The sequence below is a fragment of the Paraburkholderia sp. BL18I3N2 genome (assembly GCF_003001875.1).
GTDB lineage: Bacteria > Pseudomonadota > Gammaproteobacteria > Burkholderiales > Burkholderiaceae > Paraburkholderia > Paraburkholderia phytofirmans.
On sequence record NZ_PVNC01000010.1, the window covers coordinates 1 to 25130 of the forward strand.

Here is a 25130-nt window from a genome sequence, read left to right on the forward strand (position 1 = left end):
CTGCCGTTCGACTTGCATGTGTAAGGCATGCCGCCAGCGTTCAATCTGAGCCAGGATCAAACTCTTCAGTTCAAACCTGTTACTGTTTTTCGGTTGTCGCAGTTACCTGCTCGCAACCGGTCGCTCACTCAACGTACTGACGAATGATCTTTCCATCTTTCAATGAAAAAACCTTCCTTTCATTACTGTGTGAGACTTGATACTTTCGCTTCTCCGGCAGGCCCCCGAAGGACCCCACCGGCGCGTCGCGCATCAAGCGCCCACACTTATCGGCTGTTAATTTTTAAAGATCGATTCCGCATTCACTACCAAACCGGCACCGCGCTGTTGACATTCCAACTACCCGGCACCGCTTCGTTCTGCGTCGCTGCATCAGCAGCAGAGAAACGAGATTATGGAGAGCGAGCGACAGGTCGTCAACCCCCTTCGCGCAATATTTTTCAGAAAGTTGAGAGACACGAAAACAGACACCACCACAACGCCGTCAAATTAGTTAGCCATCCGATTTAATTGTGCGCTCACGAGGCAATCGTACTCGTGACGGCCAACCAGGCGATCAGCGGCCGCACCTCCTCGCTATCAAATCAGCCAAGGAGCCGCCTTACTATATAGAGCCACGACACACATCCCGCGCATCCCCGGAAGCGGCATCGAAAGAACTGGAAAACCGGCGCCGCCGCGAAAAACTCAAGTTTCCCTCACGTCAGCCGTCAACCAAGATATCCCGCAACTTAAATCGCCGCCGACCATGGACAATCCAGTCGAGGAACACGTCGAGGACGCCTCATCAGCAGCCCAAACACCAAGCCTGAATCCGGAAACAGTACCGGTAGGCACGCCTCTCGAATGGCCGATCGTCGACGCCGACGGCACGCTGCTGTTCGCCGGCGGCACCATCCTGGCGACCACGGACGAGCGCAAATTCCTGTTCGCGCACTTCCGTCCGCAGCGCGGCGACTTACTGGACGCGGCCACGCAATCGCCGCTGCAGACAGAGCCGCAAGCGGAACCCAACGGCGAACTGACGCTCAAGGACATGCATCTGGAAATCGGTGCATTGATCGGTGTACGCTCGCAGCCCGGCAGCGGCACGCCCATGCATCCGTGCCGCATCATCGGTTTCGCGCCGAATCATGCGCTCTTCGTCACTCCGCCGATGCACGAAGGCCGCATCTTCCCGCTCGGCATCGGTGAAAACATCGAAATCGTCGCGATCGCGAGCCACGCGGTGTTCCGTTTCGTCTGCACGATCGAAGCGATCTGCCGCACGCCGTTCGATTACGTCGTGCTGTCGAAGCCCGGCGTGATCCGCCGCCTGCGCGAACGCAAATCGATCCGCGTCCGCGCGCACCTCGCGGTGCGTTTCGGCATCGGCGAAACCGGCGAATCCTATGAAGGCCTCGGACTCGCGAAAGGCATCAGCGCGCTCGGCATGTCGCTGACTGCCTCATGGAGTCTCGGCGCCGTCGGCGACCGGTTGCGCGTTGCGTTTCGCCTGAAGTCGAAGGATCTCGACACGGAGATCGAAACCACGGCGGTGATCCGCAACGTGCAGAAAGGCAGCGGCCCCGGCGAGCCTGCGACGCACGGGCTCGAACTCGATCAACTCGATGCAGCCCAGCAGATGGCGATGAAAGTCTTCGTGTTCGACCGTCAGGACGATGTGGTGTATTGGTCGAACGGCCTGAAATAAGCGCTCGTCCGTGAGCGGCACCGCCCGCGCGCCGCTCAGCCCATCAGCATCAGTTCTTCCGGCGTCAGACGCCGCGCGCCCCAAGCATCGGCGAGCATTTCGCAGCGGCCCAGCCGGATCGCCTCGCGCTCGAAATCGACCAACACCACCTCGTCCGCATGCGGCGGCCGCGCCGGCATGTCACGCGTGCGGCCATCGGTCAGAATCCACAACCAGCGTTGCTGCCCGGGCTTGCGGCGCGCGCTGCGATCCAGCAGTTCGGATGCACGCTGAACGCCTGCCGTCAGCGGCGTGCCGCCTCCGCCGCCCACTGGGCTCAGCCACCGCTCGTTCCACCAGCGCGGCACGGCGGGGCCGAAACGCACGTCCGCAGCGGCGCCGCCGAAACAGACCAGCGCCGCCTCGGCACGCGCCGCGCTCGCGCGGTCGAACAGGGCGATCAGCAATCCCTTGGCGAGCGCGAGGCGCTGCCCGGCCAGCATGGAACCGGAGCAATCGAGTACGAAGCAGTGCAACACGCCGCCGCGCGGAGCCTCATGCGCGAAACGCAGATGCCCGGCGCGCAACGCGTCCTGGCGCTTCGCAGCGAATGTGTGCAGCCAGTCGATGCGTTTGCCCGGTTCGCCGCGCAAGCGCCCGCGCGTACCGGCTCCAGCGCCCGCGCCTTGCAACCATCGGAAACCGCTGCGCGAGTCAGCGGCGGCGCCCTTCCGATGGCTCAGCGTTTTTTTACGTTAAGTGGAATGACGCCCTTGACGTGCGTGGTCGCGGCCGGCTGGGGCGCGAGATAGCCCCAATCCGAATCGGCGGCAGCGGCGGCCGGCGGCGGCCCATTGCCTTCCGCGGATGCGGACCGGCTTTCGGAAGAAGCCGCACGTTCGGCGTCGCCCTCATGCAGGCCGCCTTCGGCCGGCGACTCGCGAACATGCCGCCGATGAGCCAACACCGCCTCAGCCACCCGATCGACATGCTCCGCCGTCACCGCGGCCGCCTGTTCGAGCGCCGCCAATGCACGCGCCGCGCGCAGCATCACGAGATCGGCGCGCAAACCATCCACGGCGGCCGCAATGCACAGCATGCTCACATGTGCATGCACGGCGTCATCGAATGCGAGTTGCGGCAGCGCTTCGCGCGCCACTCGAATCCGCTCGACATAAGCCGCCTGCTGCTGCGCATAGCCCGCACGAAAACCCTGCGGATCGAGATCGAACGCGAGCCGCGCCTTCACGATCGCCTGACGCACGCGCGGCTCGAAACAGTTCTGCAACTCGACCATCAAGCCGAAACGGTCGATCAATTGCGGCCGCAGTTCGCCCTCTTCAGGATTCATCGTGCCGATCAGCACGAAGCTCGCGTCGTGGCTGTGCGATACGCCATCGCGTTCAACGGTATTCACGCCGCTCGCGGCCGCGTCGAGCAAGGCATCGACGAGCGCGTCGGGCAACAGATTGACTTCATCCACATACAGCACACCGCGGTGCGCCTTCGCGAGCAGACCGGGCGAGAAGCGCACCGATCCGTCGCGTAACACGGTTTCGAGATCGAGCGTGCCGATCAGGCGATCTTCGCTCGCGCCGAGCGGCAGGTTCACCAGATGCCCTTCCGGCAACAACTCGGCCAGCGCGCGCGCCGCGGTCGACTTCGCGGTGCCACGCGGCCCGGTGACCAGCACGCCGCCCAATCCCGGATCGATGGCGGCCAGCAGCAGCGCCTGCTGCAACGGCGCCTGGCCGATCAGCGCGGCAAAAGGAAAAACAGGCCGCGCGGCGGTCGCACTCATCGTTGAATTCATGTTTGCATTCCTTCGATCTGCTGCTCGCTCGCAAGCAGATGCTGTTCGACTTGCGCGCGATAGTCGCCGGGCGCCTGCCACAAACCGCGCTGCATGGCTTCGAGCAGGCGCTCGCAGATCGAATGCAACGCGTGCGGGTTATGCCGCTGCAAGAACTCGCGGGTGTCCGCATCATTCAGATAGGCGTCGGTCACGAGCGCATATTGATGATCCGCGATCACGCGCGCCGTCGCATCGTAGCCGTACAGATAATCGACGGTCGCGGCGATTTCAGCCGCGCCCTTGTATCCATGACGCTTCACGCCATCGAGCCATTTCGGATTGACCACGCGCGAGCGGATCACGCGCGCGATCTCCTCGTGCAGCGTACGCACGCGCGGCGCGGCCGGATTGCTGTGGTCGGCGTGATACACGCTAGGCTGATCACCGGCCAGATGCCGCACCGCGGCGACCATGCCGCCCTGGAACTGGTAGTAATCGTTTGAATCGAGCAGGTCGTGCTCGCGGTTGTCCTGGTTCTGCAGCACCACGTCCATTGCGGCGAGACGCGCGCCGAACGCGTGGCGCGCTTCTTCGCCCGCGCTCTTTTGCGTGTACGCGTAGCCGCCCCACGCCTGATATGCGTTCGCGAGATCGGCGTCGGTCTGCCACTGCTGCGAGTCGATCATGTCCTGCAGGCCCGCGCCGTAGGCGCCGGGCCGCGCGCTGAACACGCGCCAGCCGGCGCGCTTGCGCGCTTCGGCGGCGTCCATGCCGCGCGCGATCAGCGCATCGCGTTCGCGCAACACGCGCGCGCGAATCGGATTCAGGTCCTCGGGTTCGTCGAGTTCGGCGACGGCTTGCACGGCGGCGTCGAATAAATGCATGACGTTGGCGAAGGCGTCGCGGAAGAATCCGGACACCCGCAAGGTGACGTCGATTCGCGGCCGGTCGAACGCCTCGATCGGCATGATTTCAAAATCGGTCACGCGATGGCTGCCCGGCGCCCACTTCGGCCGCACGCCGAGCAACGCGAGCGCCTGGGCGATATCGTCGCCACCGGTGCGCATGGTCGCGGTGCCCCAAACGGACAGACCGATAGCGCGCGGATAGTCGCCCTTCTCCTGCAAATGCCGTTCGATCAGTTGCTGGGCGGATTTCAAGCCGAGCGACCAGGCGGCTTGCGTGGGAACCGCGCGCGTGTCGACCGAATAGAAGTTGCGGCCGGTGGGCAGCACGTCGGGCCGGCCACGCGACGGCGAACCGCTCGGCCCGGGCGGCACGAAACGGCCTGCGAGGCCACGCTTTAGCTGAAGCATTTCCTGCGGACCGCAGGCGTCGAGCCGCGGCAGCACGTCGTTACGCAGACGCTCGATCACTTGCTCCGCTTGCGGCAAGCTCACTGCGAGCGGCAACGCCGTTGCTGATGCGTCCGTTCGATCGCCGCACACGCCACGCAATAACTCAGCCGCCAGCAATTCCAGCCGTTCACGCGTATCGCCGCAGTGCCGCCATGGCGCATCGCTCACGCATTGCAGCACCTCGGGACGCGGACCGTCCCACGCCGCCGACCAATCCACCGACAACGGGTCGAACAGATGATCCATCTGCAGATCACGCGCCAGCGCATCGATCAGTCCGGCCTTGCCGCCTTGCCCATCGCCGATCGGAAAACGCCCTAGCGCCAGCAACGTATCGCGCCGCTGCACGCCAGCAGGCGATTGCCCGAACGTATGCAAGCCATCGCGAATCTGCGCTTCCTTCAACTCGCACAGCCACGCGTCGACGCGCGTGAGCAGCGCGTCTTCATCGTCCTGTCCGTTCGGCGCCGCGAGACTCAGTTCCTCATGCAGCTTATGTTCGACGATGGTCGCCAGAATCGTGCGCCGCAATAGTTTCGAGCGGCGCGGGTCGACCATCAGCGCTTCATAGTATTCGTCGACCTGACGCTCCAGATCCTGCAAAGGTCCGTAACTTTCGGCACGCGTGAGCGGCGGCATCAGATGATCGATGATGACAGCCTGCGCGCGCCGCTTGGCCTGGCTGCCCTCGCCCGGATCGTTGACGATGAACGGATACAGATGCGGCATCGGCCCGAGAATCAGATCGGGCCAGCACGTATCGCTCAACGCGACGCTCTTGCCGGGCAGCCATTCCAGATTACCGTGCTTGCCGACATGCACGATTGCGTCGATGCCGAACTGGTGACGCAACCAGAAATAGAACGCCAGATACGCATGCGGCGGCACGAGTTCGGCGTCGTGATAGCTCGCGTAGTCGCCCTGCTCGCGCGAGCGCGACGGTTGAATGCCGACGAACACCTGTCCGCAACGCCAGCCCGCGATCATGAAGCGGCCGCGCCGCAGCGTCGGGTCCTGGTCTGGCGTGCCCCAGCGTGCGTTCAACGCGTTGCGTGCTTCAAGAGGTAATGCGTTGAAATACAGCAGATAGTCGTCGAGCGCGAGGCTTTGCAGCGCGGGGCGCAGATCGCGCACGACCGGATCGTTGGTCACGCCTTCGGTGAGCTTTTTCAGCAGCGCGTCGCCGTCCGTGGGCAAATCCGCGAGACGATAGCCTTCGTCGCGCAGCATCGACAGAATGCCGACTACCGAAGCCGGCGTATCGAGCCCCACGCCATTGCCGATGCGCCCTTCGCTCATCGGATAGTTGGCGAGGATCAGCGCGAGTTTCTTGTCCGCGTTGTCGAGTGAACGCAGACGGCACCAGCGCCGGCTCAATTCGGCGAGAAAACCTACCCGCTCGGCATCCGGCTGATAACGCACCACGTCGACCTGCGTGTGCGGACAACGGTACGCGAGTCCCTTGAAACTGATCGCACGCGTGATGATGCGGCCGTCCACTTCCGGCAGCGCGATATGCATGGCGATATCGCGCGAATTGAGACCGTGATTGTCCTTGACCCAATCCTCGCGATTGCCGCCGCTCAGGATCACCTGGAGCACCGGCGCGTCGCCGGCGAGCGCGAGCGGCTCGGGGTCGTCGATCGCGGACGCGGCGAACGCGGTCGTATTCAGCACCAGCGCCACCTCGTGCTGCGCGCACAGCGATTGCACGACATCGCGGCTCATCGCATCTTTCAGCGAGGTAATCGCGATCGGCAGCGGATTCAGACCTTGCGATTCGAGTGCGTCGATCAGCGCGTCGAACACCGCCGTGTTGGCGGCCTGCAGATGCGCCTTGTAGAACAGGATCGCCGCGACCGGCGCTCCCTGTTTCCAGCGCGACTGCCAGTCGGCCATGGTCGGCATATCGCGCTCGGGATGGTAGAGCGTTGCGGCGGGCAACGCGCGCGGCGGCGCAGGTTCGCGCCCCCAGCCGAAGGCGCGATGCGCAATACAACGCAGAAACGCCTCGGCATTTTGCGGGCCGCCTTCACGCAGATAGCGCCACAGTTGATGGCACAGATCCGCACTCGCGGTGCTGCGCGCGAGCAGGTTCGGATCTTCCTGCAGATCGCCGGAGAACATGGCGAGCGTCTGCTGCTTGCGCTCGGCGAGCGCCACTACCTGCTCGATGCCGTAAGGCCAATACGCCTCGCCGCCGAGGTGATCGACCACCACCACGCGTGCGTGCTGCAAGACGTCTTCGAGATAAAAATCCACCGACGCCGGTTGCCGCAAGTACGTGACGTTCGCGAGCCGCACGCTCGGGAAGCCTTCACCCAGGCGCGGAAACACACTCGCGAGCAGCGAAAGCGTGGTGTCGGCGGAGCTGAGCACCACGATATCCGCGGGCTGCTGATCGATCCGGATCACGCCTTGCGTGTCGTCGACGAAACCGCCCGGCGTGGTGCGCAGCAGATGCATATGCGCTTACGCCTGTTGCGTTTCGGCGCTCGACCGCACGCCGAGCGCCGCGTCGAACGCACGCTGCAACGCGGGCTGATCGAGGTCTTCACCGATCAGCACGAAGCGGCTCGGGCCGCTTTCGCCGGGTTGCCAGCGTCGATCGAAATAGCTGTCGAAGCGGCGCCCAACGCCTTGAATCACCAGACGCATCGCCGCGCCCGGCAGCGCCGCAAAACCTTTGACGCGATAGATCGTGTTGGTTTCGACCAGCTGTTGCAACGCGGCGATCACCGCCTCCCGCGACGACGCGTTCGCCTGCACGACCACCGAGTCGAATTCGTCGTGATGGTGGTCGGCGTCGTCGGCCGAACCGTGGTGATCGTGGCGCAAGTGGATCGTGTCTTCCGACGCCGCTTCGAGGCCGAGCAACGTATGCAGATCGAGCTGGCCCATGTGCGCGCGAACGATTTTCACTTGCGGCGGAATTTCTTCGCGGATCGAAACTTCAACCGCGCTTTGCTGCGCGTCGTCGAGCAAATCCGTTTTGTTCAGAATCACCAGATCGGCCGCCGACAACTGATCTTCGAACAATTCGTGCAACGGCGACTCGTGATCGAGATTCGGATCGGCCTTGCGTTGCGCATCCACGGCGACCGGATTGTCCGCAAACTGACCGCTTGCCGCGGCCGGGCCGTCCACCACGGTGACCACGGCATCCACGGTGAAACTGTTCTTGATCTGCGGCCAGTTGAACGCCTGCACCAGCGGCTTCGGCAACGCGAGGCCCGAGGTCTCGATCAACACGTGATCGATCTGCTCGCGGCGCTCCACGAGCTTTTCCATCACCGGGAAAAACTCTTCCTGCACGGTGCAGCACAGGCAGCCGTTCGCGAGTTCATACAGTTGGCCTTCGGTCTCGACACCGTTTTCATCGCAACCGATGCCGCAACCCTTGAGAATTTCCCCGTCAATGCCGAGCTCGCCGAATTCGTTGACGATCACCGCGATGCGCTTGCCGCCCGCATGCTGAAGAATATGCCGCAGCAGCGTGGTCTTGCCGCTGCCGAGAAAGCCCGTAACGATGGTGACGGGGATCTTGCGCATTTGAGTTTGCATCGTGAGTCCATCCGTAGGAGTTGCACGTTGCACGCCGGCGTGTTTTTCAGCTTATGCCGGGGCAAACGGAGCGCACGCCCGGTCAGCCACGACAATATCGAAACACGGGGACGAACGACGGCGTTGCCGCGACAACAGAAAACAGAAAGCGGGAGTGAGGTCATGAACGCAGCGCCGCATCCCCGCGGCGTTCGTCCTTCGTTATCTGGCCGGTATCCGGGCTGGCGAAAGCGCCGCTTCCCCTTCCCGGGCGAGTGATTTCTCGCCCAGTGGTGATATGCCGACGCGGCCTTGCGCGTGGACATCGAAGCCGGCTCCGCGGTGCCGATCGACTGCGTTTAATGCTGCAGTCAGCACCACATTTCGCTTACCGTTGCGGGGGCAGCACAGGTTGACCCGATCCATGGCAGGTGGGCACCCTGTTTCCCGTTTAACTGCGTGCGCACGAGCGCGCACACGAGCACCAAAGTGCGTGCGAGTGTAGGCCCGCAGCCGGGTGCCGTCAAGGAAACGCAAGCCGCAAGCGCTTATCGGGCGGGGCGCCATGTGCTATCGTATGCGCGCGTTTGGTGCCCGCACATGCATTCGCGTGTGCAGTTAAACGGGAAACAGGCAGCGCTCAGAGCGCCCAACCTGTGCTGTCCCCGCAACGGTAAGCGACCTGCGGCGCGATGTTGAATCGACTTGCGCCGCGCATGCGTTTTTTAAGCCACTGTCCGGCAATTCCAGCGAATGCGGACGGGAAGGCAAAGCGCGTGAGGCCGCCAGCCCGGATACCGGCCAGACGCGGAGGCGGCGAACCTCAGGGCATCATCGCGCCGCCGGCCGCCGGAATCCGCGAGGGACGGATGTGAAGGCGCTGAAGCACGACGCAGTGTGTCCGTGTAGGCGAGTTTCGTGTGAAATTCGCTACGAGCCACACATTGCGCCGTGCCTGAATCCGTAGCATTGCATGACCCCAAAGTCCGCCGCCTGGCGACCCTTCGCGTTTTACCCCTTCCCGCTTGTCACGACATGGCGCCCGCCATGCACGCCGCGATGACCCGCGCCTGGCTGATCGGCGCCGGCCCCGGCGACGTCGAACTCATGACCATCAAGGCCACCCGCGCATTGGCGCAAGCCGATGTCGTGCTGGTCGACGATCTAGTGAATCCCGAGGTGCTGCAATTCGCGCGCGCCGACGCGCTGGTCGTCTACGTGGGCAAACGCGGCGGTCATCCGTCCACACCGCAGGAAGGCATCGTCGCGCAGATGCTCGAACATGTGCGGGCCGGGCGTAGCGTCGCGCGTTTGAAAGGCGGCGATCCGTTCGTATTCGGCCGTGGCGGCGAAGAACAGCAGGCGCTGCACGCGGCGGGTATCGAGGTGGAAGTCATCAACGGCATCACGGCCGGGATTGCGGCGCCCGCGGCGATCGGGATTCCGGTCACGCATCGCGATCACGCGCAGGGTGTGGTGTTCGTCACAGGGCACGGCGCGGGCAGCGGCGAGCCGGACTGGGCCGCGCTCGTGGCCACGCGCATGACGCTCGTGATCTATATGGGCATGCGGCGGCTCAACGATATCGTCGGCGCGCTGCTCGCGGCCGGCATGAGCGCCGACACGCCGTGCGCGGCGATCGAATCGGCCACGCGCCCCGAGCAACGCCATGCGCTCGCGCGGCTCGGTGAATTCGCCGACACCGTCGCGCGTGCCGGACTCGGCTCGCCGGCGATCGTGGTGATCGGCGGGGTGGCGTCGCTCGCATTGGCGCGTGAGGCGGCGCATGCGGAACTCGCCGCGACACCGCGCACGGACGGAACGGATACGCGATGAAAACGCTGAGCGTCGGCATCGGCTGCCGTTTGCACAGCCGGGCTGAGCAGATCGAAGCCGCTGTGCGCGCCGCGCTCGGCGCGCATTCGTTCGACGAAATCCGTACCGTCGCCTCGCTCGATACCAAAGCCCGCGAAGCGGGCCTGCTCGAATTCTGCGCGCGGCATGCGCTGCCGCTGACATTCTTCAGCCTTGAACAGATCGCGGCGATGCCCGTCGCGGTGCCTTCGGCGGCAGCGCGCGAGCACCTCGGCGTGGACGGCGTCTGCGAGCCGTGCGCGCTGCTTGGCGCGGCGGCCGACGCCGGGGCCGGGCTCGGTGAATCTGTCATAGGCAATGCGCCGCGCGCCACCCTCCTCGTGCGCAAAACCGCTTATGCAGGCGTGACCGTGGCGATCGCCTCGACCACGGCTCACGCCGCTCATGCCGCTCACGCCAAACACTCAGACGACGACACACAGAAACAGGACCTGCCATGAAGACCGACCCCGAATCGCATCAACGCATGACCGAGCGCCGCCGCGAGGGCCACGAGAAAAAACAGGCCAACGCCACCGTCGAAAAAGGCCTGCTGATCGTCAACACCGGCACGGGCAAAGGCAAAACCACCGCTGCGTTCGGCATGGCCGTGCGTGTGCTCGGCCACGGCATGCGTCTCGGCGTCGTGCAGTTCATCAAAGGCGCGCTGCACACTTCTGAGCGCGACTTTCTCGGTGCGATCGCCAACTGCGATTTCGTCACGATGGGCGACGGCTACACCTGGAACACGCAGAACCGCGACGCCGACATCGCGACCGCGCGCAAAGGCTGGGACGAAGCGCGCCGCATGATCGAAAGCGGCGAGTACCAGATGGTGATCCTCGACGAGTTGAACACGGTGCTCAAGTACGAATACCTGCCGCTCGACGAAGTGCTGTCGGTAATCAACGCGCGCGCGCCGATGTTGCACGTGGTGGTGACCGGCCGTCACGCGCCGGATGCATTGATCGAAGCCGCCGACCTCGTCACCGAAATGCGCATCGTCAAGCATCCGTATCGCGAGCAAGGCGTGAAAGCGCAGCGCGGCGTGGAGTTCTGAGCGATGGCCGCGTGCCCCGCCCTGTTCATCAGCGCGCCCGCCTCGGGTCAAGGCAAGACCACGATCACGGCGGGTCTCGCGCGCTACCATCGGCGGCTGGGGCGACGCGTGCGCGTCTTCAAGACCGGACCAGACTTTCTCGACCCGATGATTCTGGCGCGCGCCAGCGGCGCGCCGGTCCTCTCGCTCGATCTATGGATGGTGGGCGAAGCCGCCTGCCGCACGCTGCTCGCGCAAGCGGCCGCCGAGGCCGACCTGATCCTGATCGAAGGCGTGATGGGTCTGTTCGACGGCACGCCGAGCAGCGCCGATCTCGCCACCACGTTCGGCGTGCCGGTGCTCGCGGTGATTTCGGCGAAGGCGATGGCGCAGACCTTCGGCGCGGTTGCTTTCGGTCTCGCGCGATTCCGGCCGCAGGTGCCGTTTTACGGCGTGCTCGCCAATCGCGTCGGCTCCGCGCGGCATGCGCAGATGCTCGAAGAAGCGTTGCCGCCGGAATTGCGCTGGTGCGGACACATCGCCGCCAGCGATGAAATGACGCTGCCCGATCGTCACCTCGGCTTGCATCAGGCAGACGAAATCGACGACCTCGACGCGCGCCTCGATCACGCCGCTGACACTTTAGGCCGCACCGCGCTCGGCGAATTACCACTGCCTGTCGAGTTCGGCGCGCCCACACCCGAGGTCCTGCCGCGCCTGCTGGACGGCAAGACGATTGCCATTGCGCGCGACGCCGCGTTCTCGTTCATCTATCCGGCCAACCTCGCGCTGTTGGAAGCACTCGGCGCGCAGCTCGCCTTCTTCTCGCCGCTCGCGGGCGAGGCACTGCCCGAACACGCCGACGCTTTGTATCTTCCAGGCGGCTATCCAGAACTGCACGCCGCCGTGCTTGCGAACAACACCCGCAGCGCCGCAAGCGTTCACGCGCACGCGGCTGCCGGCAAACCGCTCGTCGCCGAATGCGGCGGCATGCTCTATCTGCTAGACCAACTCACCGACACGCGCGGCGTGACCACGCCGATGCTCGGCCTGCTGCCCGGCCACGCGACCATGCAAACGCGCTTCACCGCGCTCGGCATGCAACAGATCGACAGCCTGCACGGGCCGATGACCGGCCACACGTTTCACTACTCGAAGCTGAACACTTCGCTCACGCCGCTGCGCTCGGCCACAAGGCCGCAGGGCGACGCACCCGGCGAGGCCATTTATCGCGCCGGCTCGATCGTGGCGACTTACATGCACGCTTATTGGCCCTCCAACCCGGCCTTCACGGCCGCCCTGTTCCATGGCGAAGCCTTTTAACGATTCCGAGCGCGACGCCGTCTACCGCGCGATTTACGAACGCCGCGACATGCGCCATTTCTTGCGCGATCCAGTCGATCCGGCCGTGTTGCAGCGCCTGCTCGACGCGGCGCATCACGCGCCGAGCGTCGGCTTCATGCAGCCGTGGCGGATCGCGCGGATCACCGATCCCGCGCTGCGCACGGCCTTGCACGACGCGGTGGAAAGCGAACGGCTCGCCACCGCCGATGCGCTCGGCAAACGCCGCGAAGAGTTCATGAAGCTGAAAGTGGAAGGCATGCTGGATTGCGGCGAACTGCTGGTGATGGCGCTGATGGACGGCCGCGAGCGCCACATCTTCGGCCGCCGCACCTTGCCGGAGATGGACCTCGCGTCGGTGGCGTGCGCGATCCAGAACATGTGGCTCGCCGCGCGCGCCGAAGGTCTCGGCATGGGCTGGGTGTCGCTGTTCGACGTCAATGCGGTTCGCCAACTGCTGCGCATGCCCGAGGGCTCGCGTCCCGTGGCGATTCTGTGTCTCGGCCACGTCGACCGGTTTTATAGCGAGCCGATGCTGGAAACCGAACGCTGGGCGAGCCGTGTGCCGCTCGCCGATTGCGTGTTCGAAAACCGCTGGCCGGAAGACAACGATGCGCCGGATTGATCTCGACGCGCGTTACGGCTGAAGCGGCTTCACCGACGTCACCGTCGGCACGCCGCCAGTTTCATCGGCGCGCAATTTCACGTGCCAATCTGGCGGCGCATCGAAGGGAAATCTGGCGAGCGCGCTTTTGACGAGCGCCGGCATGGCGTGCAGTGGGTCCGCGTCGCGATCGCTGCTCACCGCGCTGACTTTGTAGACTTCCTGTCCGCTCGCGCGCTCGAAAAACCGCAGCGTCAGCGCGTGCTGGTACGCGGGGCCGCCGAACAGCGAGAACGGCGCAGCGGGCCCGCGTCGGCAGTTGCCCGACGCGCAGCCGTTTTCATTGACGCCGATCGTCGCCGGCCGCGTGTCGTAGGCGACTGAGAGCAGATAACGCGCGCTTTCAGCCGTCGCCGCGACGAAGCCCTGCTTCGCCAACTCGTCCACCAACAGGCTCTCGAATTGCGGATGATCCGCGCCGGCTTCCTGCGACGGCATGCGCGCGATCGCGTAAGTCCGCTCGCCTTGCAGCGCGGCGGCCGCGTTCGTGGCGTCGGCGGTATGCACATCGGCGCTCAGGCCCGCGCAGCCGGTGAGACTCGCCGCGGCCAGGACGGCACAGATCAGGATCGCTTTCACCATCTTCTCGCTTGGATAAGGTGCTTAGTCATACATCATGGGAGCGGTGTGAAGGACGCGCCCGATTGTGCGTCTTCGAGCACCGGCAGGCAGATCGTGAATGCCGTGCCCTGGCCGGGTTCGCTGGCCACCTCGACATCGCCGCCATGGCGCGTGACGACCGTCTTGACGAAGGCCATGCCGAGCCCCGCGCCGCCCACTTCCGGCCGCTCGGTTTCGTGAAACCGCCGGAAGCGCTCGAACAGCCCCGCCTGCTGCTCTTTCGGAATGCCGTAGCCCTGATCGCGAATCGTGCACGACACACGCATCGCAGCGCCCGGCACGCCCTTCGGCGTGAGGCTCGCGAGGCTGCACACGATCCGCGTATCGGGCGGACTGTACTTGACCGCGTTGTTCAGAATGTTGACGAGCGCGCGCGTCATCAGCGAACGGTCGGCGCAGATCCAGTGGCCGTCGTCGGCAGCGCCTGTCTCCGTGTGCAGCGTGATGCGCTTGGCGTGTGCCTGCGGCCAGACTTCGTCGCTCGCGTCGATCAGCAACTCGGCGAGACTCACCGGTTCGAGCACGTAGGTTTGCGATTCGGCGCGCGCCAGTTGCACGAAGTCGTCGGCCAGCGTCAGCGCGCGCTGCGCGTAGCGTTCGATGCGCTCGAGCAAACCGCGCGCAAGCACCGGCTCGCGGCGGGCACGCTCGATCTCCACCAGCGCGAGAATCGACGCCTGCGGCGAACGCATGTCGTGCGAGAGGAGCCGCAGCGCGTCTTCGCGCTGACGCTCGGCCGCATGCAAGGCCGACACGTCGACGAGGCCCGCGATCCAGCCGGTGGTCTCGCCCTGCTCGTTGGTGCAGTTCGCGTAGCGCAGCAAATGGTCGCGCTCATGGGCGTCGCGCACTTCGACGCCGTGCGCCATCAGCGCGGCGAATTCGTGGCGCGTGGGATCGAGCGGCGCCGGCCAGTGCGTGCGGGCGAGCAGATTGTTTTCGGCATCCGACGCGGCATCGGTGTCGATCGTCTTCACGAGCGTCAGGCCGCCCAACACGGCCTGCATCGGACGGCCTTCAGGCAGCGGCGCGCCGAGACGCGCGAAATGCGCCTTGGCGGCATGGTTCGCGATCAGCACGACGCCGCGCACGTCGCTCACGAGGATCGGCTCGGGCATGCTGTCGAGGCTGTCCCACACGAAACGCTTCATGTCCTGCACGCGCTGCGCGGCCTGCGCCATCAGCGCCATGTGCTGCTCCAGCACGTCGCCCCCAAACTCGCGGCGGCGCTGCGGCGTTTCGGGCAGCAGATGAGGTTCGTCGGCAAGACGCTGCAGTTCTTCGCGCAGATAGGCCATCGTCATTTCGAGGCGCCGCCAGTTCCAGATCGGATAGACGGCCACGAGACCCACGATCGCCGGCACCGGCGACATCCAGAGCCGCGCGCCGTAGAGCAAGGCGGCGCTGCCGGCCGCCGCGAGCAGACACAATGCGCCGGTCAGCAGCAACGAACGGCGCGGCGACAACACCAGAAATCCGGCCAGCAACGCGGCAAGCGGCGCGAGCGACACCGCGAACAGAATCCACGGATAGACCGGCTCGATCTCACGGCCGGTGAGCAGCGTGTCGAGCACGTTCGCGTGAATGTACACGCCGGGCAGCGGGCCGAGTTTGCCGGCCACCGGCGTCGCGAAACGGTCGTACAAGCCGGACGCGGTCACGCCGATCAGCACGATGCGGCCGCGCAACTGGTCCGGCGCCACATCGCCGGCGAGCACGCGCGCGAAACTCAGCTTCGTGTAGTTCTGCGCGTTCGGACCGAATGGGATCAGGAAACGGCGTTCGCCGCCGTCGTCGGCTGCGGGGTCGGTTTCGGCTGCGGGCAAAGCGTGGCCGCGCTGTGAGCCGTTCAGATGGAGCGAGCCATGCTCCGCCGCCTGGGCAACCGGCACCATCAATTGCGGCCAGCGTGAATCGGCGTCGCCCTCGTAGCGCGCGACGCTGCGCACGATGCCGTCGCGGTCGACTTCGAGATTGATATGGCCGAGCCCCGCCGCCGCATGCGCGAGCGGCGCCACCGGCTCGACCACGACGCGGCGGCCGCTGTCATCGGGCGTGGTGAGCAAGATCGGCAGATAGGTCGGACTCAGCGCAATGGCGCGGGCGAGTTCGGCGTCTTGCGGATTGGCTTCGGTGAACAGCACGTCGTAGATGACCGCGGCGGGTTGCGCGCCGGCGATCTGTTCCAGCAGCTTCGCGTGAACACTGCGCGGCCATGGCCAGCGGCCGAGTTGCGCGATGCTCGCATTGTCGATTTCGATCACCACGATATCGCGCAGCAGAGGTTGCGCACGCAGGCTCAGCAAGCGGTCGTAGACCAGATGATCGACGCTCGCGCTCAGACGCCCGAGCGAACTGAGCAGAATCACCACGATGCCGAGACAGCCGATGCCCACCCATTCGATCAGGAAGCGGCGGCCGGCGCGCCGTCCGAGACGGGCGCGCGGATCGAGGCTCAGGCGCGTAGGTGTGGTCGGCAAAGGGTTGCTTGGTTCGAAACCAGGAAGCGGACTGACGCATGGCTCAGCCCCGTGAATCTACCAGCGTCAGCGCGCAAGCGTAAACGAGCGCACCGCACTGCTCTTTTCGTAGAAGCGGCCGTTCTCGAACTGCTCGGCGACGATCGTCCAGTAATAGACGCCGGCCGGCAGATCGCTCACGATCAGTTGACCGCCCGACAGATCGGTGCGGTCCACGAGCGGATGGCGCAGATCGGCCGTGCTCGCCAGCACGAAACGGAAGCGTGTCTCGACCGTGCCACGGCTGACGAACCAGCGGAATTCATAGTCGCGGCTGCCGGCCCGCTGCTGCGCCGACGCGGCCAAGCCGAACTGGCGGCGTTCGAACGCGTACACCTGCGGCAAGCCTTCGAGACCGTGGGCGTCGACCGCGGCGATGCGTACGAAATAGGTGCCGTCGGCCAGGTCGCCGAAATCCGCGTGCGGCTCGCTCACGCGCTGGTCGCGGATCAGGTCGAGCTGGTCGGCGTCGCGCGCGATCTGCACGCGGTAGGCCACCGCGCGGTCGGCCGGCACGAGGTCGAACGCAACCGTTTTGCCGTCCTGCAGCTTGGCCGGCTGCGTGAGCGCCGGCGCGGGCAGCAATTCGACCGGATCGCCGATTGTGCCGCCCGCCTGCGTCACACTGCCGAAGCGCGCCTTCACGAGTTGCGAGGAGGCCTGCAGCGGCGCGCCGGGTGGCGGCGCAAAAGCGCGACCGCCGAGCGCGGCAGGGTCGACGCCAACCGCGCCGTCCAGCACTTCCACCGCGGTGGTTCGGGCGTCGCCGTCGTAGGCGACCTTGAAGCGCGTGCCGCGCACGCCCGCCACAACGGACGGCGAGCGGATCTGGAAGCGGTCGTCCTTTTTGGTCGCGTGCGTGACCTGGCTTTCGACTTCGCCGCTGCGCAGTTCGAGCATGCGATCGCCGGCGCCGGTCAGTGTGGTGCGCCTCAACGTGCCGATATCCAGCAGGCCGTTCTGCCCTACCGTGACGTGCGAGCCGTCCGGCAATTCCAGCGTCACAAAACCGTCGTCGCCGGTGCGCACGCGGTCGCCTTCGCCGAGCGTCGTGCCTTCGGCGAGCGGCACGTAGGGGTTCTTGCCGAACGCGTGCTCGGCGGGCCCGCTGGTCGCGATCACGCGAGCGGATTCCTGTTCCTGTTTGAGCTTGTCGGCGGGCAGAAGCAACGCGATGCCGGCCGGCATGCGGCGCGGCGCCGGCACATGATTCAGGCGGCTCAGCACGGCCCAATCGCTCGGGTCGCGCATATAGCGGCCGGCGATCTCGTAGAGCGTATCGCCATCGTGGGTCAGATACGAGACATAGGCCGGGGCGGCGGCTTTCGCACGCGGCTTCGGCGAGCGCGGCGCTTGCGCGGACGCCGACACCGGCCCAAAACAGGTCATCGCGAGCAGGCCGGCGGCCGCGAGCCATGCGCCGCTGCGGCGGCCGCGCGAGACCAGGCTGCCGCGCGCCGCCCCAGCGACGGAAAGCGTCACGCCTCCCCCGCTTCAGGGCGTTCGCCGGCCGCCGCTGGCGGCGTGGCGGAATCGATTCGCTCCAGCCGGTAGCCATAGCCGTAAATCGGCGTCAGCCGATAGCCCTGCTCCGGGCGCAGGCCGAGCTTGCTGCGCAACATCGACACGTGGGTGTCCATGGTGCGCGACGGAATGTCGGTCGCCTGCTTCCAGATCACGTCCAGAATATGCGCGCGCGACAGCGGCCGGCTCAGATGCTGAAACAGCAGAAGCGCGAGTTCGAATTCCTTCTGCGTGACGGCGACCGTCGTGCCGCGCGCCACCACGTGCTTGGCGCCCAGATCGAATTCGAATTCGCCGAAGACTTCCTTCGCGGCGGCCGGCTTGAGATGGTATGCGCGGCGCAGCAGTGAACCGACGCGCGCCAGCAAGACCGCTGCGGACACCGGTTTGACGACGTAGTCGTCCGCGCCCGTGTTGAGAATCGACGTGATGTCGGTTTCGCGGCCGCGGCTCGTCATGAACAGAACCGGCAGACGCTCGGAGAGGCTTTCGCGCACCCAGCGCAGCACCTCTTCGCCCGACATGTCGGGCACGTTCCAGTCGAGCACCAGCAGATCGAACGTCTGGCGCCGCAACTGCCGCACCAGTTCGCGGCCCGCACCGTATGCGTGACAAATATGGCCCGCCGCCGACAGCGTTTGGCAAACCAGGTCGGCCTGAGCCGAATCGTCATCCAGGACAGCAATTCTCATAACACCCCGCAACGCGACATCATTCGTAACTGGTGGCCGGCTAGCCGGCAGATGACCGGGATGACGGCGTAAGCACCGACGATCCGGCTTCCAATTTCATCTTCCGCTGCACATTTTCGACTAGTGGTCCTTTGCCTTGCGCCCTGTTCAGGCCTTCCGCTGCCATCTCGATATTAGGACGCGTGATTCGCTTTATCGCGCGAGGTACGAGGGGAAGGCCATCATAATCGAAAAACGGCCGCTGTTTTCCGGATGCGATTAAGCCGCTATCCGGTCCGGCTATGCGACGTCATTTATTGGTATCGACCACTCGGGTGGTGGTTCGGGTCGGCTGGTCTCGCCTGCGCGGTGATTGGCCCCGTCCGCCGTTGTCTTTTCAGGCCGCGTTCTGCATTCAGCTCGCGGCGATTTGACAATTTGCGAGTCAGTATAGGAACAGTCTCAAAATAAATCGTTTAAAGATTGTCAAACCAAGGGGCTCGCGATCCGGACAAAAAAATGCGGCGTGGCCTCATTCAAAGGCCGGCGCCGCTCAAAACATCACACGCTCGCAAGGGGTCTAGCCGCACGAGTAAAGTGAAATTAGCCGGTCATAAAATCTAGCTCAAGATGAAAAAACTGCCTTTGTAACCGGCAGCGAGGTAGTTATTACGTCGGACGTAATTCGTGCGTAAGGGAGAGCTTGCGCCATATGCGCTGAAAATCGTATGAGTTGAAGCGTCGGCATTGGGAAATTTACATACGCAGCGATTTGTTACAGTCGATGCCGGTCGTCTGACGCTTACGGCAGCCTTCAATCAATTGGCCATCTGGCCGGCTTTGACTTTTCCGTAATCACGATCGGCATCAGGCGCCGCCATCCAGGCAGTGGCGTGCGGTCGCGACGCGTTCCAGCGTGACCTGCGCATTGCCCGTCGAAGCAAGGCCGAGCGCCTGCGCGGCGGCATACGATAAATCGATGATCCGGCCACGCACGAACGGTCCGCGATCGTTGATACGAACGATCACCGAGCGCGCGCCGTTGAGCACCGTTACCCGTACGCAGGTGCCGAGCGGAAAGGTGCGATGCGCCGCCGTGAGCGCGTGCATGTCGTAGCGCTCGCCGCTCGCGGTGCGGCGTCCTTGGAACGGCTTGCCGTACCACGTAGCCCTACCCGTTTGCCGGAAAGTGTTGCCGCAGGCGCAGGCGGGTATGGACGATGCGGCATCGTCGTTCCGCGATGGATCGGGCGGCGGCTCGTCGCTCGCGCTGTCCGCTGCGTGCGATATGCGCGATGCGCCGCGGTCACCGCGGTCGCCGGAGTTGCCGGCTTGCCCCGCGTGCTGTGCAGCACTGCGACCGAAGCGGTCGACGGCAACACTGCCGCTCAGCGAATCGCGACCGGCGTCCGGCTGCGCGCATCCGGCGAGCGCGAGCAGCGCGCCGAGCACCAGGACTGCCGACGCGCGCCGGCACGCCGCAAAGCAATGTGGAGAGGAAGTCATAGGCATCACGTCGCGCGGCGCACTGCCTGCCGCAGGCTGCGCGTCGCGTTCGAGTTCAAGGTCACTGCGGATGAGCGGCGAGGCCGCGAGCGCGCCGCGTTACTGGCGTTTCGGGAGGTATTTGAGCGGATCGACCGGTTTGCCGTCCGCGCGCACTTCGAAGCGCAACGACGCCTGGCCTTTGGCGTCCGCGCCCATTTCGGCGATCACCTCGCCTGCCTTGACGTCCGCGCCTTCCTTGACGAGCAGCGTGCGGTTGCTGCCGTACGCCGTCAGCAGGTGGGCGTCGTGCTTGATGATGATCAGCTTGCCGTACGCCGCGATGCGCCCGCCCGCGTAAACCACCCGGCCGCCCGCCGACGCCCGCACGGATTCGCCGACGCGCCCGCCTATCAAGATCCCCTTCGTCTTGCCCGACACGAACGGCGCGCTCACCTGACCGCTCACCGGCCATGCGAGTCGTGCCTTTGCGGACGCCGGCTCGCTCGGGCTATCCGCGAAGATGGCGCGCGCCTGTTCAAGCGAATTTGAAGGAGCGCCGGTTGCGGCCGGTGCGCCGGCCACCAGCGGCGGCGCGACGCGCAGCATCTGGTCGACGCGCAGGCCGTCGGTGGGTGCCAAGTGGTTCCACTGCGCGAGCGCCGAAGGCTCGCGACCGAACGCCTTGGCGACGCCGATCTGCGTATCGCCGGGATTGACGCGGTAGAAGCCCGCCGGGACTTGCGAAGCGGGCACCGGTGTCGGCGCATTCGAGAATGCGGTCGCGGGCGGCGGCGCCTGGTCGACATGGGTCGGACCTGCCCACGGCGCGGGCAACGCACAACTTGTCAACGACGCGGCCAGCAATAACGCGAACAGCACGGAAGAGCCCGATTTGGCAAAACGGGACGAACAGGTTTTCATCGGGGAGATCCGGGTCAATCGAACCGGGCCGGCGACCTGCGCCGGCCCGCATCGTCACATCGTCGGGCGATGCTTACGGCTTAGCGGGCGCTGCGTCGTCGTTCGACGGCGCGTCCTGCGCGCCGCTGGCAGCCGACGCCGCCTTATGGCGATGCGCGTGCTTGTGATGCTTCTTCTTATGGTGATGTTCCGCGGCCGGCGCCGAGGCTTCCTGCGTAGCCACGCCTGCTTGCGAAGATGCGGCGACCGGCGTGGATGCCTGGGCGAATGCGCCGATCGAGAACAGACCCGCGACGGTAACGGCGAAAATGTGCTTCTTCATGGACGGTTTTTCCTTAACGAACTGCGTTGACTGACCGCTTCACGGTCGCGTGTTCAACGAGTGTCAGGACAAAGCGTTGACGGCATCGCCGGGAACAGACCCTCCTTTGACGATTTGTCACGTTTGCGCTCATGGCGGCGTCAAATGTGGAGATATTTGAGCGCCCACGAACGGGCGCAACGTCGCGCGGCACGATGAGTGCGCCGGACGTTTCGAGATGGTTTGCTGGATTGCCGGTTCCTACCGGCCGCTTTCGATTTCCGGCATCGGCGCGAACAGCGCGTCGAGATCGTCGTCCGAGAACTTGGCGGCGCCGGCGGCGTCTTCGGAAAGAATGCTGTCGGCGAGCCCGGCCTTCTGCTCCTGCAACTCGACGATCTTTTCCTCGATGCTGCCCGCCGCGATCAGCTTGTAGACGAACACCGGTTTGTCCTGCCCCAGCCGATGCGCGCGATCGGTCGCCTGATTCTCGGCGGCCGGGTTCCACCACGGGTCGTAGTGGATCACCGTGTCGGCGGCGGTCAGGTTCAGTCCGACGCCGCCCGCCTTCAGGCTGATCAGGAACAGCGGCACCTCGCCCTTCTGAAAACGCTCGACCGGCGTGACGCGATCCGTCGTGTCGCCGGTGAGCATCACGTAGGGGATCCCGACCTCTTCGAGCGCTTGCGCGATCAGCGACAACATGCCGGTGAACTGCGAGAACAGCAGCACGCGGCGGCCTTCCTCAATCAGTTCCGGCAGCATCGACAGAAGCAGGTCGAGCTTGGCCGAGCGCATGGCGCGCGCGCCCTTCTCGATCTTGCCCGTCCTGTCGGATTTTTCGGGAACGTCACCCGCCTCGCCGGCCGCCTTGAGCGTTCTGACGAGTCGCGGATCGCAGCACACCTGGCGCAGCTTCAGCAAAGCATCGAGCACGATGATGTGACTGCGCGCAAGACCCTGCGCGCTGACAGCGGCGCGCACTTTCTCCTGCATCGCCGTGCGCACGGTTTCGTAGAGATCGCGCTGCGCGCCTTCCAGGTCCACCGAGCACAGGATCGTGGTCTTGGCCGGCAACTCCTTGGCGACCTCGTCCTTGCGACGGCGCAGCATGAACGGCCGGATGCGCCGGGCCAGCAAAGCGCGGCGCACGCCGTCGCCGTTCTTCTCGATGGGATTGCGCCAGCGCCTGGTGAAGTCTTTCTGGCTGCCGAGAAACCCGGGCAACAGAAAGTCGAACTGCGACCACAGCTCGCCGAGATGATTCTCCAGCGGCGTGCCCGTCAAACACAGCCGATGCCGCGCGCGCAGCCCGCGAATCGCCTGCGCGGCTTTGGTGGTGGCGTTCTTCACGTACTGCGCTTCGTCGAGAATCAGCAAGTGATACTCATGCTCGGCGAGCACCTTCTGATCACGCCACAGCAGCGCGTACGTGGTCAGAATCAGTTCGTGTTCGCCGATCTGCTCGAAGCGCTCCTTGCGCTGCGGACCGTTGAGAAGCAGCACTTTCAATTCGGGCGCGAAGCGGCGCGCTTCCTCGCGCCAGTTGTGCACGAGCGTGGTCGGCACGACGATCAGCGCCGGCCGTGTCAGACGCCCCGCTTCTTTTTCCGCAAGGATATGCGCGAGCGTCTGCACGGTCTTGCCCAGACCCATGTCGTCGGCGAGCACGCCGGCGAGGTTCTGCTCGCGCAGAAACTGCATCCAGTTCAGGCCCTGGTGCTGATAAGTCCGCAGTTCGGCCTTCAGGCCGCGCGGCACCCGGACTTCGCGCAGACCAGGCCCGGCTTGCAGGCGCTGCGCGAGTTGGCGGATCGAATCGTCGCCACGGAATTGCCAGCGGCCCGTGCCGTTCAGCGCTTCCAGGCGGCCGGCGTCGACGGATGCCACGCGCAGCGGCGCACCGTCCGCGAGCGAGCCGCCGAGTGCGTCGAACAGATCGACCAGCACGCGCACCACCGGCTTCAGTCGATCGGCGCGCAACCGCAGACGTTTGTTCTCCTCGGTCTTCAGCTCGATCGGTTCGCTGTCGGCGATGGCTTCGAGCGCGCCGCCCAGCCAGCGCCGGTCGCGCCGGAACAGGTCGGCGAGCAGCGGTTCGAGCCGCACGTTGCGCTCGCCGATGCGGATGCCCATCTCCAGATCGAACCAGCCGTCGCCGGCCTGATGCGCGGTGCCTTCGATCGCGTCGATCTCGATCACGTTGTAGCGGAACTCGGGCGCCATCGTCACACGCCAGCCTTTGCTCACCAGCTCCGGCACGGCGTCGTTGACGAACGCGGACCACGCCTCCGCATCGGGCAAGCCGAGCATGGTGTCGGGCAGCAGACGCGACGCGTAGACGCGGCTGGTCGGCACCTTCTGCAAACCGGTCTTGCGCAGTTCGAGCAGACGTTTTTTCTCGGCCTCGTAACGGCGGCGGATATGAATGACATCACCGCCCGGCATCGGCACGAGCGTCACGCTGCTGTCCACGTTGATGCTCACGCCGTCGTAATCGAAACTCACGCCGGCCAGTTCGACCGCTCCGGATTGACGCAGCCCGGCCTTGCTCGTCGAAGACGGCAGCGCGTGACTATTGAGCGAAAGCACCGGCACCGGCTCGACGTCGATCACGCGAATCGCGGACGCGTCTTGCGTGGGCGGCAGCGGCAACTCGGGCGCGATCTCGCGCAGCACCGAGGCGACGAGCGGTGCTTCGGCGAGCGAAATGGGCGGCATGGCCAGGTAATCTGGCAACTGCTGGAACGGCAGCGACGACTGGACGATGCCCGCTTCATTCGCGACGCCGTCCACATACCAGACCGGCTCGGTCGGCAGCACCATGCTGGCGCGCGGCTCGGTGCACAGCACGGGCCGGAGACGCTCGTCGGCGAGCGGCTCCCATTCGATCCGGCCGGGCCGCTCGGCGCCGCGCGACAGCGCGGCCGGTCCGGCCTCGCCGGGCGCGGGCTTGAAGTCGAAGAACAGCCGCCCCGTCGCGATCAGTTTCTGCAGCATCTCCGCGCCGCTCGTGCCGCGCAGAATGAACTGGCCGAAGTCTTCACGCGAGCGGCCGAGCCAGAGACCGCGCAGGATCGACAGGTCTTCGTCGGAGACGAACTTTGGCTGCTTGAGCAGCGCCGCTTCGACATTGCCCCAGGCTTCGTCGACCGCGACGACCGCCCCGGCGGCATCGCAGCGCGCGCGATACAGCACCACTTCGTGGCGCTTGTGAAAGCTGGACCAGTTCAGTTGATACGCGAGCGTTTGCGTGCGCGGGGCGCTCGCCTTCTGCGCGTCGGCATCCGCGGCCTCGGCACGGGCGCGAAAACGTTCGAGCCAGCTGACCAGTTCGGGCCGCACGCCTGACGGCTGCCCCATGTGCGCCATGTGTGCAATCCGCTTTGGCGGCAGATCGCCCGTGGTCTCACTGTCGTCCAGTTCGACCTGGGTGATGTGGTCCATCTCGTCGTGGTACTCGAGCTCGGCGAACAGCAGCGCGGCGACGTGCTTGCAGTTGCGGCCGACCGGACACGTGCAGTCGCCTTGCGCCCAAGGCGAACCGCCATCGGTACGGAACCGCACCCGCGTTTTGTAGGGTGTCGGCTGGGTGCCCTGCACGTCGCCGCTGAGCGTGGCGCCGTGCCATTTCACGTTGGCGACGGGCCCGACCGAGCGCGCCTTGGCGACGGTGTGGTCCCCGAGCCATTCTGCAATCCGTTCCCGATCAAAGAAAACTGACGACATCAGCGTCCAATCCTATTCAAGCCGGCTCGGGCAAGCGCGCGGACAGAATCAGCCCGACAGCGCGCGGATGGCGCCGGCCGGTGAAATCTG

At 65.4% G+C, this 25130-nt stretch carries 18 protein-coding genes, 1 rRNA gene and 2 riboswitches; of the genes, 6 read left to right on the forward strand and 13 right to left on the reverse strand.

Annotated features, from left to right (window positions below; all coding sequences use genetic code 11):
* Positions 1 to 72 (reverse strand): 16S ribosomal RNA (locus tag B0G75_RS24160); the annotation flags it as partial.
* A 676-nt stretch (positions 73 to 748) separates the two neighbouring features.
* Between B0G75_RS24160 and B0G75_RS24165 the strand changes: the two genes are divergently transcribed.
* Positions 749 to 1693, forward strand: a complete 945-nt coding sequence (locus B0G75_RS24165) for a flagellar brake protein (RefSeq protein ID WP_106311408.1) — start codon at positions 749 to 751, stop codon at positions 1691 to 1693.
* Between the two features lie 35 nt (positions 1694 to 1728).
* Here the strand turns inward: B0G75_RS24165 and B0G75_RS24170 are convergent, their stop codons facing one another.
* The 4 genes from B0G75_RS24170 to cobW all read right to left on the reverse strand — a co-directional run bounded on the left by B0G75_RS24170 (position 1729) and on the right by cobW (position 8389).
* The gene (locus B0G75_RS24170) at positions 1729 to 2325 is read right to left on the reverse strand and encodes a VWA domain-containing protein (RefSeq protein WP_106311410.1); all 597 of its coding nucleotides are present in this window, start codon (positions 2323 to 2325) and stop codon (positions 1729 to 1731) included.
* An 86-nt stretch (positions 2326 to 2411) separates the two neighbouring features.
* Positions 2412 to 3485, reverse strand: a complete 1074-nt coding sequence (locus tag B0G75_RS24175) for an ATP-binding protein (protein ID WP_106311413.1) — start codon at positions 3483 to 3485, stop codon at positions 2412 to 2414.
* Entirely contained in the window at positions 3482 to 7291 is a 3810-nt protein-coding gene (gene cobN, locus B0G75_RS24180; protein ID WP_106311416.1) for a cobaltochelatase subunit CobN, read from the reverse strand. The genes B0G75_RS24175 and cobN overlap by 4 nt, the downstream gene beginning before the upstream one ends.
* Before the next feature lie 6 nt (positions 7292 to 7297).
* A complete protein-coding gene (gene cobW, locus B0G75_RS24185) occupies positions 7298 to 8389 on the reverse strand; it encodes a cobalamin biosynthesis protein CobW (RefSeq protein WP_106311419.1) in 1092 nt (363 codons plus the stop codon).
* Between the two features lie 189 nt (positions 8390 to 8578).
* A riboswitch (cobalamin riboswitch) is annotated at positions 8579 to 8872 on the reverse strand.
* A 67-nt stretch (positions 8873 to 8939) separates the two neighbouring features.
* A riboswitch (cobalamin riboswitch) is annotated at positions 8940 to 9189 on the forward strand.
* Positions 9190 to 9427: 238 nt separating this feature from the next.
* On the opposite strand from cobW, the gene cobA reads away from it, so the two are divergent.
* The 5 genes from cobA to bluB are packed head-to-tail and all read left to right on the forward strand — an operon-like array spanning position 9428 to position 13227.
* A complete protein-coding gene (gene cobA / locus B0G75_RS24190) occupies positions 9428 to 10204 on the forward strand; it encodes a uroporphyrinogen-III C-methyltransferase (RefSeq protein ID WP_106311920.1) in 777 nt (258 codons plus the stop codon).
* On the forward strand, positions 10201 to 10683 hold the full coding sequence (locus B0G75_RS24195; protein ID WP_106311422.1) for a cobalamin biosynthesis protein: 483 nt from the start codon (positions 10201 to 10203) through the stop codon (positions 10681 to 10683). The genes cobA and B0G75_RS24195 overlap by 4 nt, the downstream gene beginning before the upstream one ends.
* On the forward strand, positions 10680 to 11282 hold the full coding sequence (cobO, locus tag B0G75_RS24200; RefSeq protein WP_012426872.1) for a cob(I)yrinic acid a,c-diamide adenosyltransferase: 603 nt from the start codon (positions 10680 to 10682) through the stop codon (positions 11280 to 11282). The genes B0G75_RS24195 and cobO overlap by 4 nt, the downstream gene beginning before the upstream one ends.
* Positions 11283 to 11285: 3 nt before the next feature.
* Positions 11286 to 12584: a cobyrinate a,c-diamide synthase gene (locus tag B0G75_RS24205; protein ID WP_106311425.1), complete on the forward strand. Its 1299-nt coding sequence runs from the start codon at positions 11286 to 11288 to the stop codon at positions 12582 to 12584.
* The gene (bluB, locus tag B0G75_RS24210; protein ID WP_106311428.1) at positions 12568 to 13227 is read left to right on the forward strand and encodes a 5,6-dimethylbenzimidazole synthase; all 660 of its coding nucleotides are present in this window, start codon (positions 12568 to 12570) and stop codon (positions 13225 to 13227) included. The genes B0G75_RS24205 and bluB overlap by 17 nt, the downstream gene beginning before the upstream one ends.
* Positions 13228 to 13239: 12 nt before the next feature.
* On the opposite strand, the gene B0G75_RS24215 is transcribed toward bluB, so the two are convergent.
* The 8 genes from B0G75_RS24215 to B0G75_RS24250 all read right to left on the reverse strand — a co-directional run bounded on the left by B0G75_RS24215 (position 13240) and on the right by B0G75_RS24250 (position 25040).
* Complete coding sequence (locus B0G75_RS24215; protein ID WP_106311431.1) at positions 13240 to 13848, reverse strand: DUF4136 domain-containing protein; 609 nt, start codon at positions 13846 to 13848, stop codon at positions 13240 to 13242.
* Positions 13849 to 13880: 32 nt separating this feature from the next.
* On the reverse strand, positions 13881 to 16367 hold the full coding sequence (locus tag B0G75_RS24220) for a CHASE2 domain-containing protein (RefSeq protein ID WP_106311434.1): 2487 nt from the start codon (positions 16365 to 16367) through the stop codon (positions 13881 to 13883).
* Between the two features lie 66 nt (positions 16368 to 16433).
* Complete coding sequence (locus B0G75_RS24225; RefSeq protein ID WP_106311437.1) at positions 16434 to 17888, reverse strand: FecR domain-containing protein; 1455 nt, start codon at positions 17886 to 17888, stop codon at positions 16434 to 16436.
* Positions 17885 to 18622, reverse strand: coding sequence for a response regulator transcription factor (locus tag B0G75_RS24230; RefSeq protein ID WP_106311440.1), 738 nt, complete (start codon positions 18620 to 18622; stop codon positions 17885 to 17887). Before B0G75_RS24230 ends, B0G75_RS24225 begins: the two co-directional genes overlap by 4 nt.
* Positions 18623 to 19468: 846 nt before the next feature.
* Complete coding sequence (locus B0G75_RS24235; protein ID WP_106311443.1) at positions 19469 to 20107, reverse strand: septal ring lytic transglycosylase RlpA family protein; 639 nt, start codon at positions 20105 to 20107, stop codon at positions 19469 to 19471.
* A 99-nt stretch (positions 20108 to 20206) separates the two neighbouring features.
* On the reverse strand, positions 20207 to 21010 hold the full coding sequence (locus tag B0G75_RS24240; RefSeq protein ID WP_106311446.1) for a peptidoglycan DD-metalloendopeptidase family protein: 804 nt from the start codon (positions 21008 to 21010) through the stop codon (positions 20207 to 20209).
* A 73-nt stretch (positions 21011 to 21083) separates the two neighbouring features.
* Positions 21084 to 21332 (reverse strand): hypothetical protein, encoded by a 249-nt coding sequence (locus B0G75_RS24245; protein ID WP_106311449.1) that lies wholly within the window; start codon positions 21330 to 21332, stop codon positions 21084 to 21086.
* A gap of 240 nt (positions 21333 to 21572) precedes the next feature.
* Positions 21573 to 25040: a DEAD/DEAH box helicase gene (locus tag B0G75_RS24250; RefSeq protein WP_106311452.1), complete on the reverse strand. Its 3468-nt coding sequence runs from the start codon at positions 25038 to 25040 to the stop codon at positions 21573 to 21575.
* Positions 25041 to 25130 lie beyond the last annotated feature (90 nt).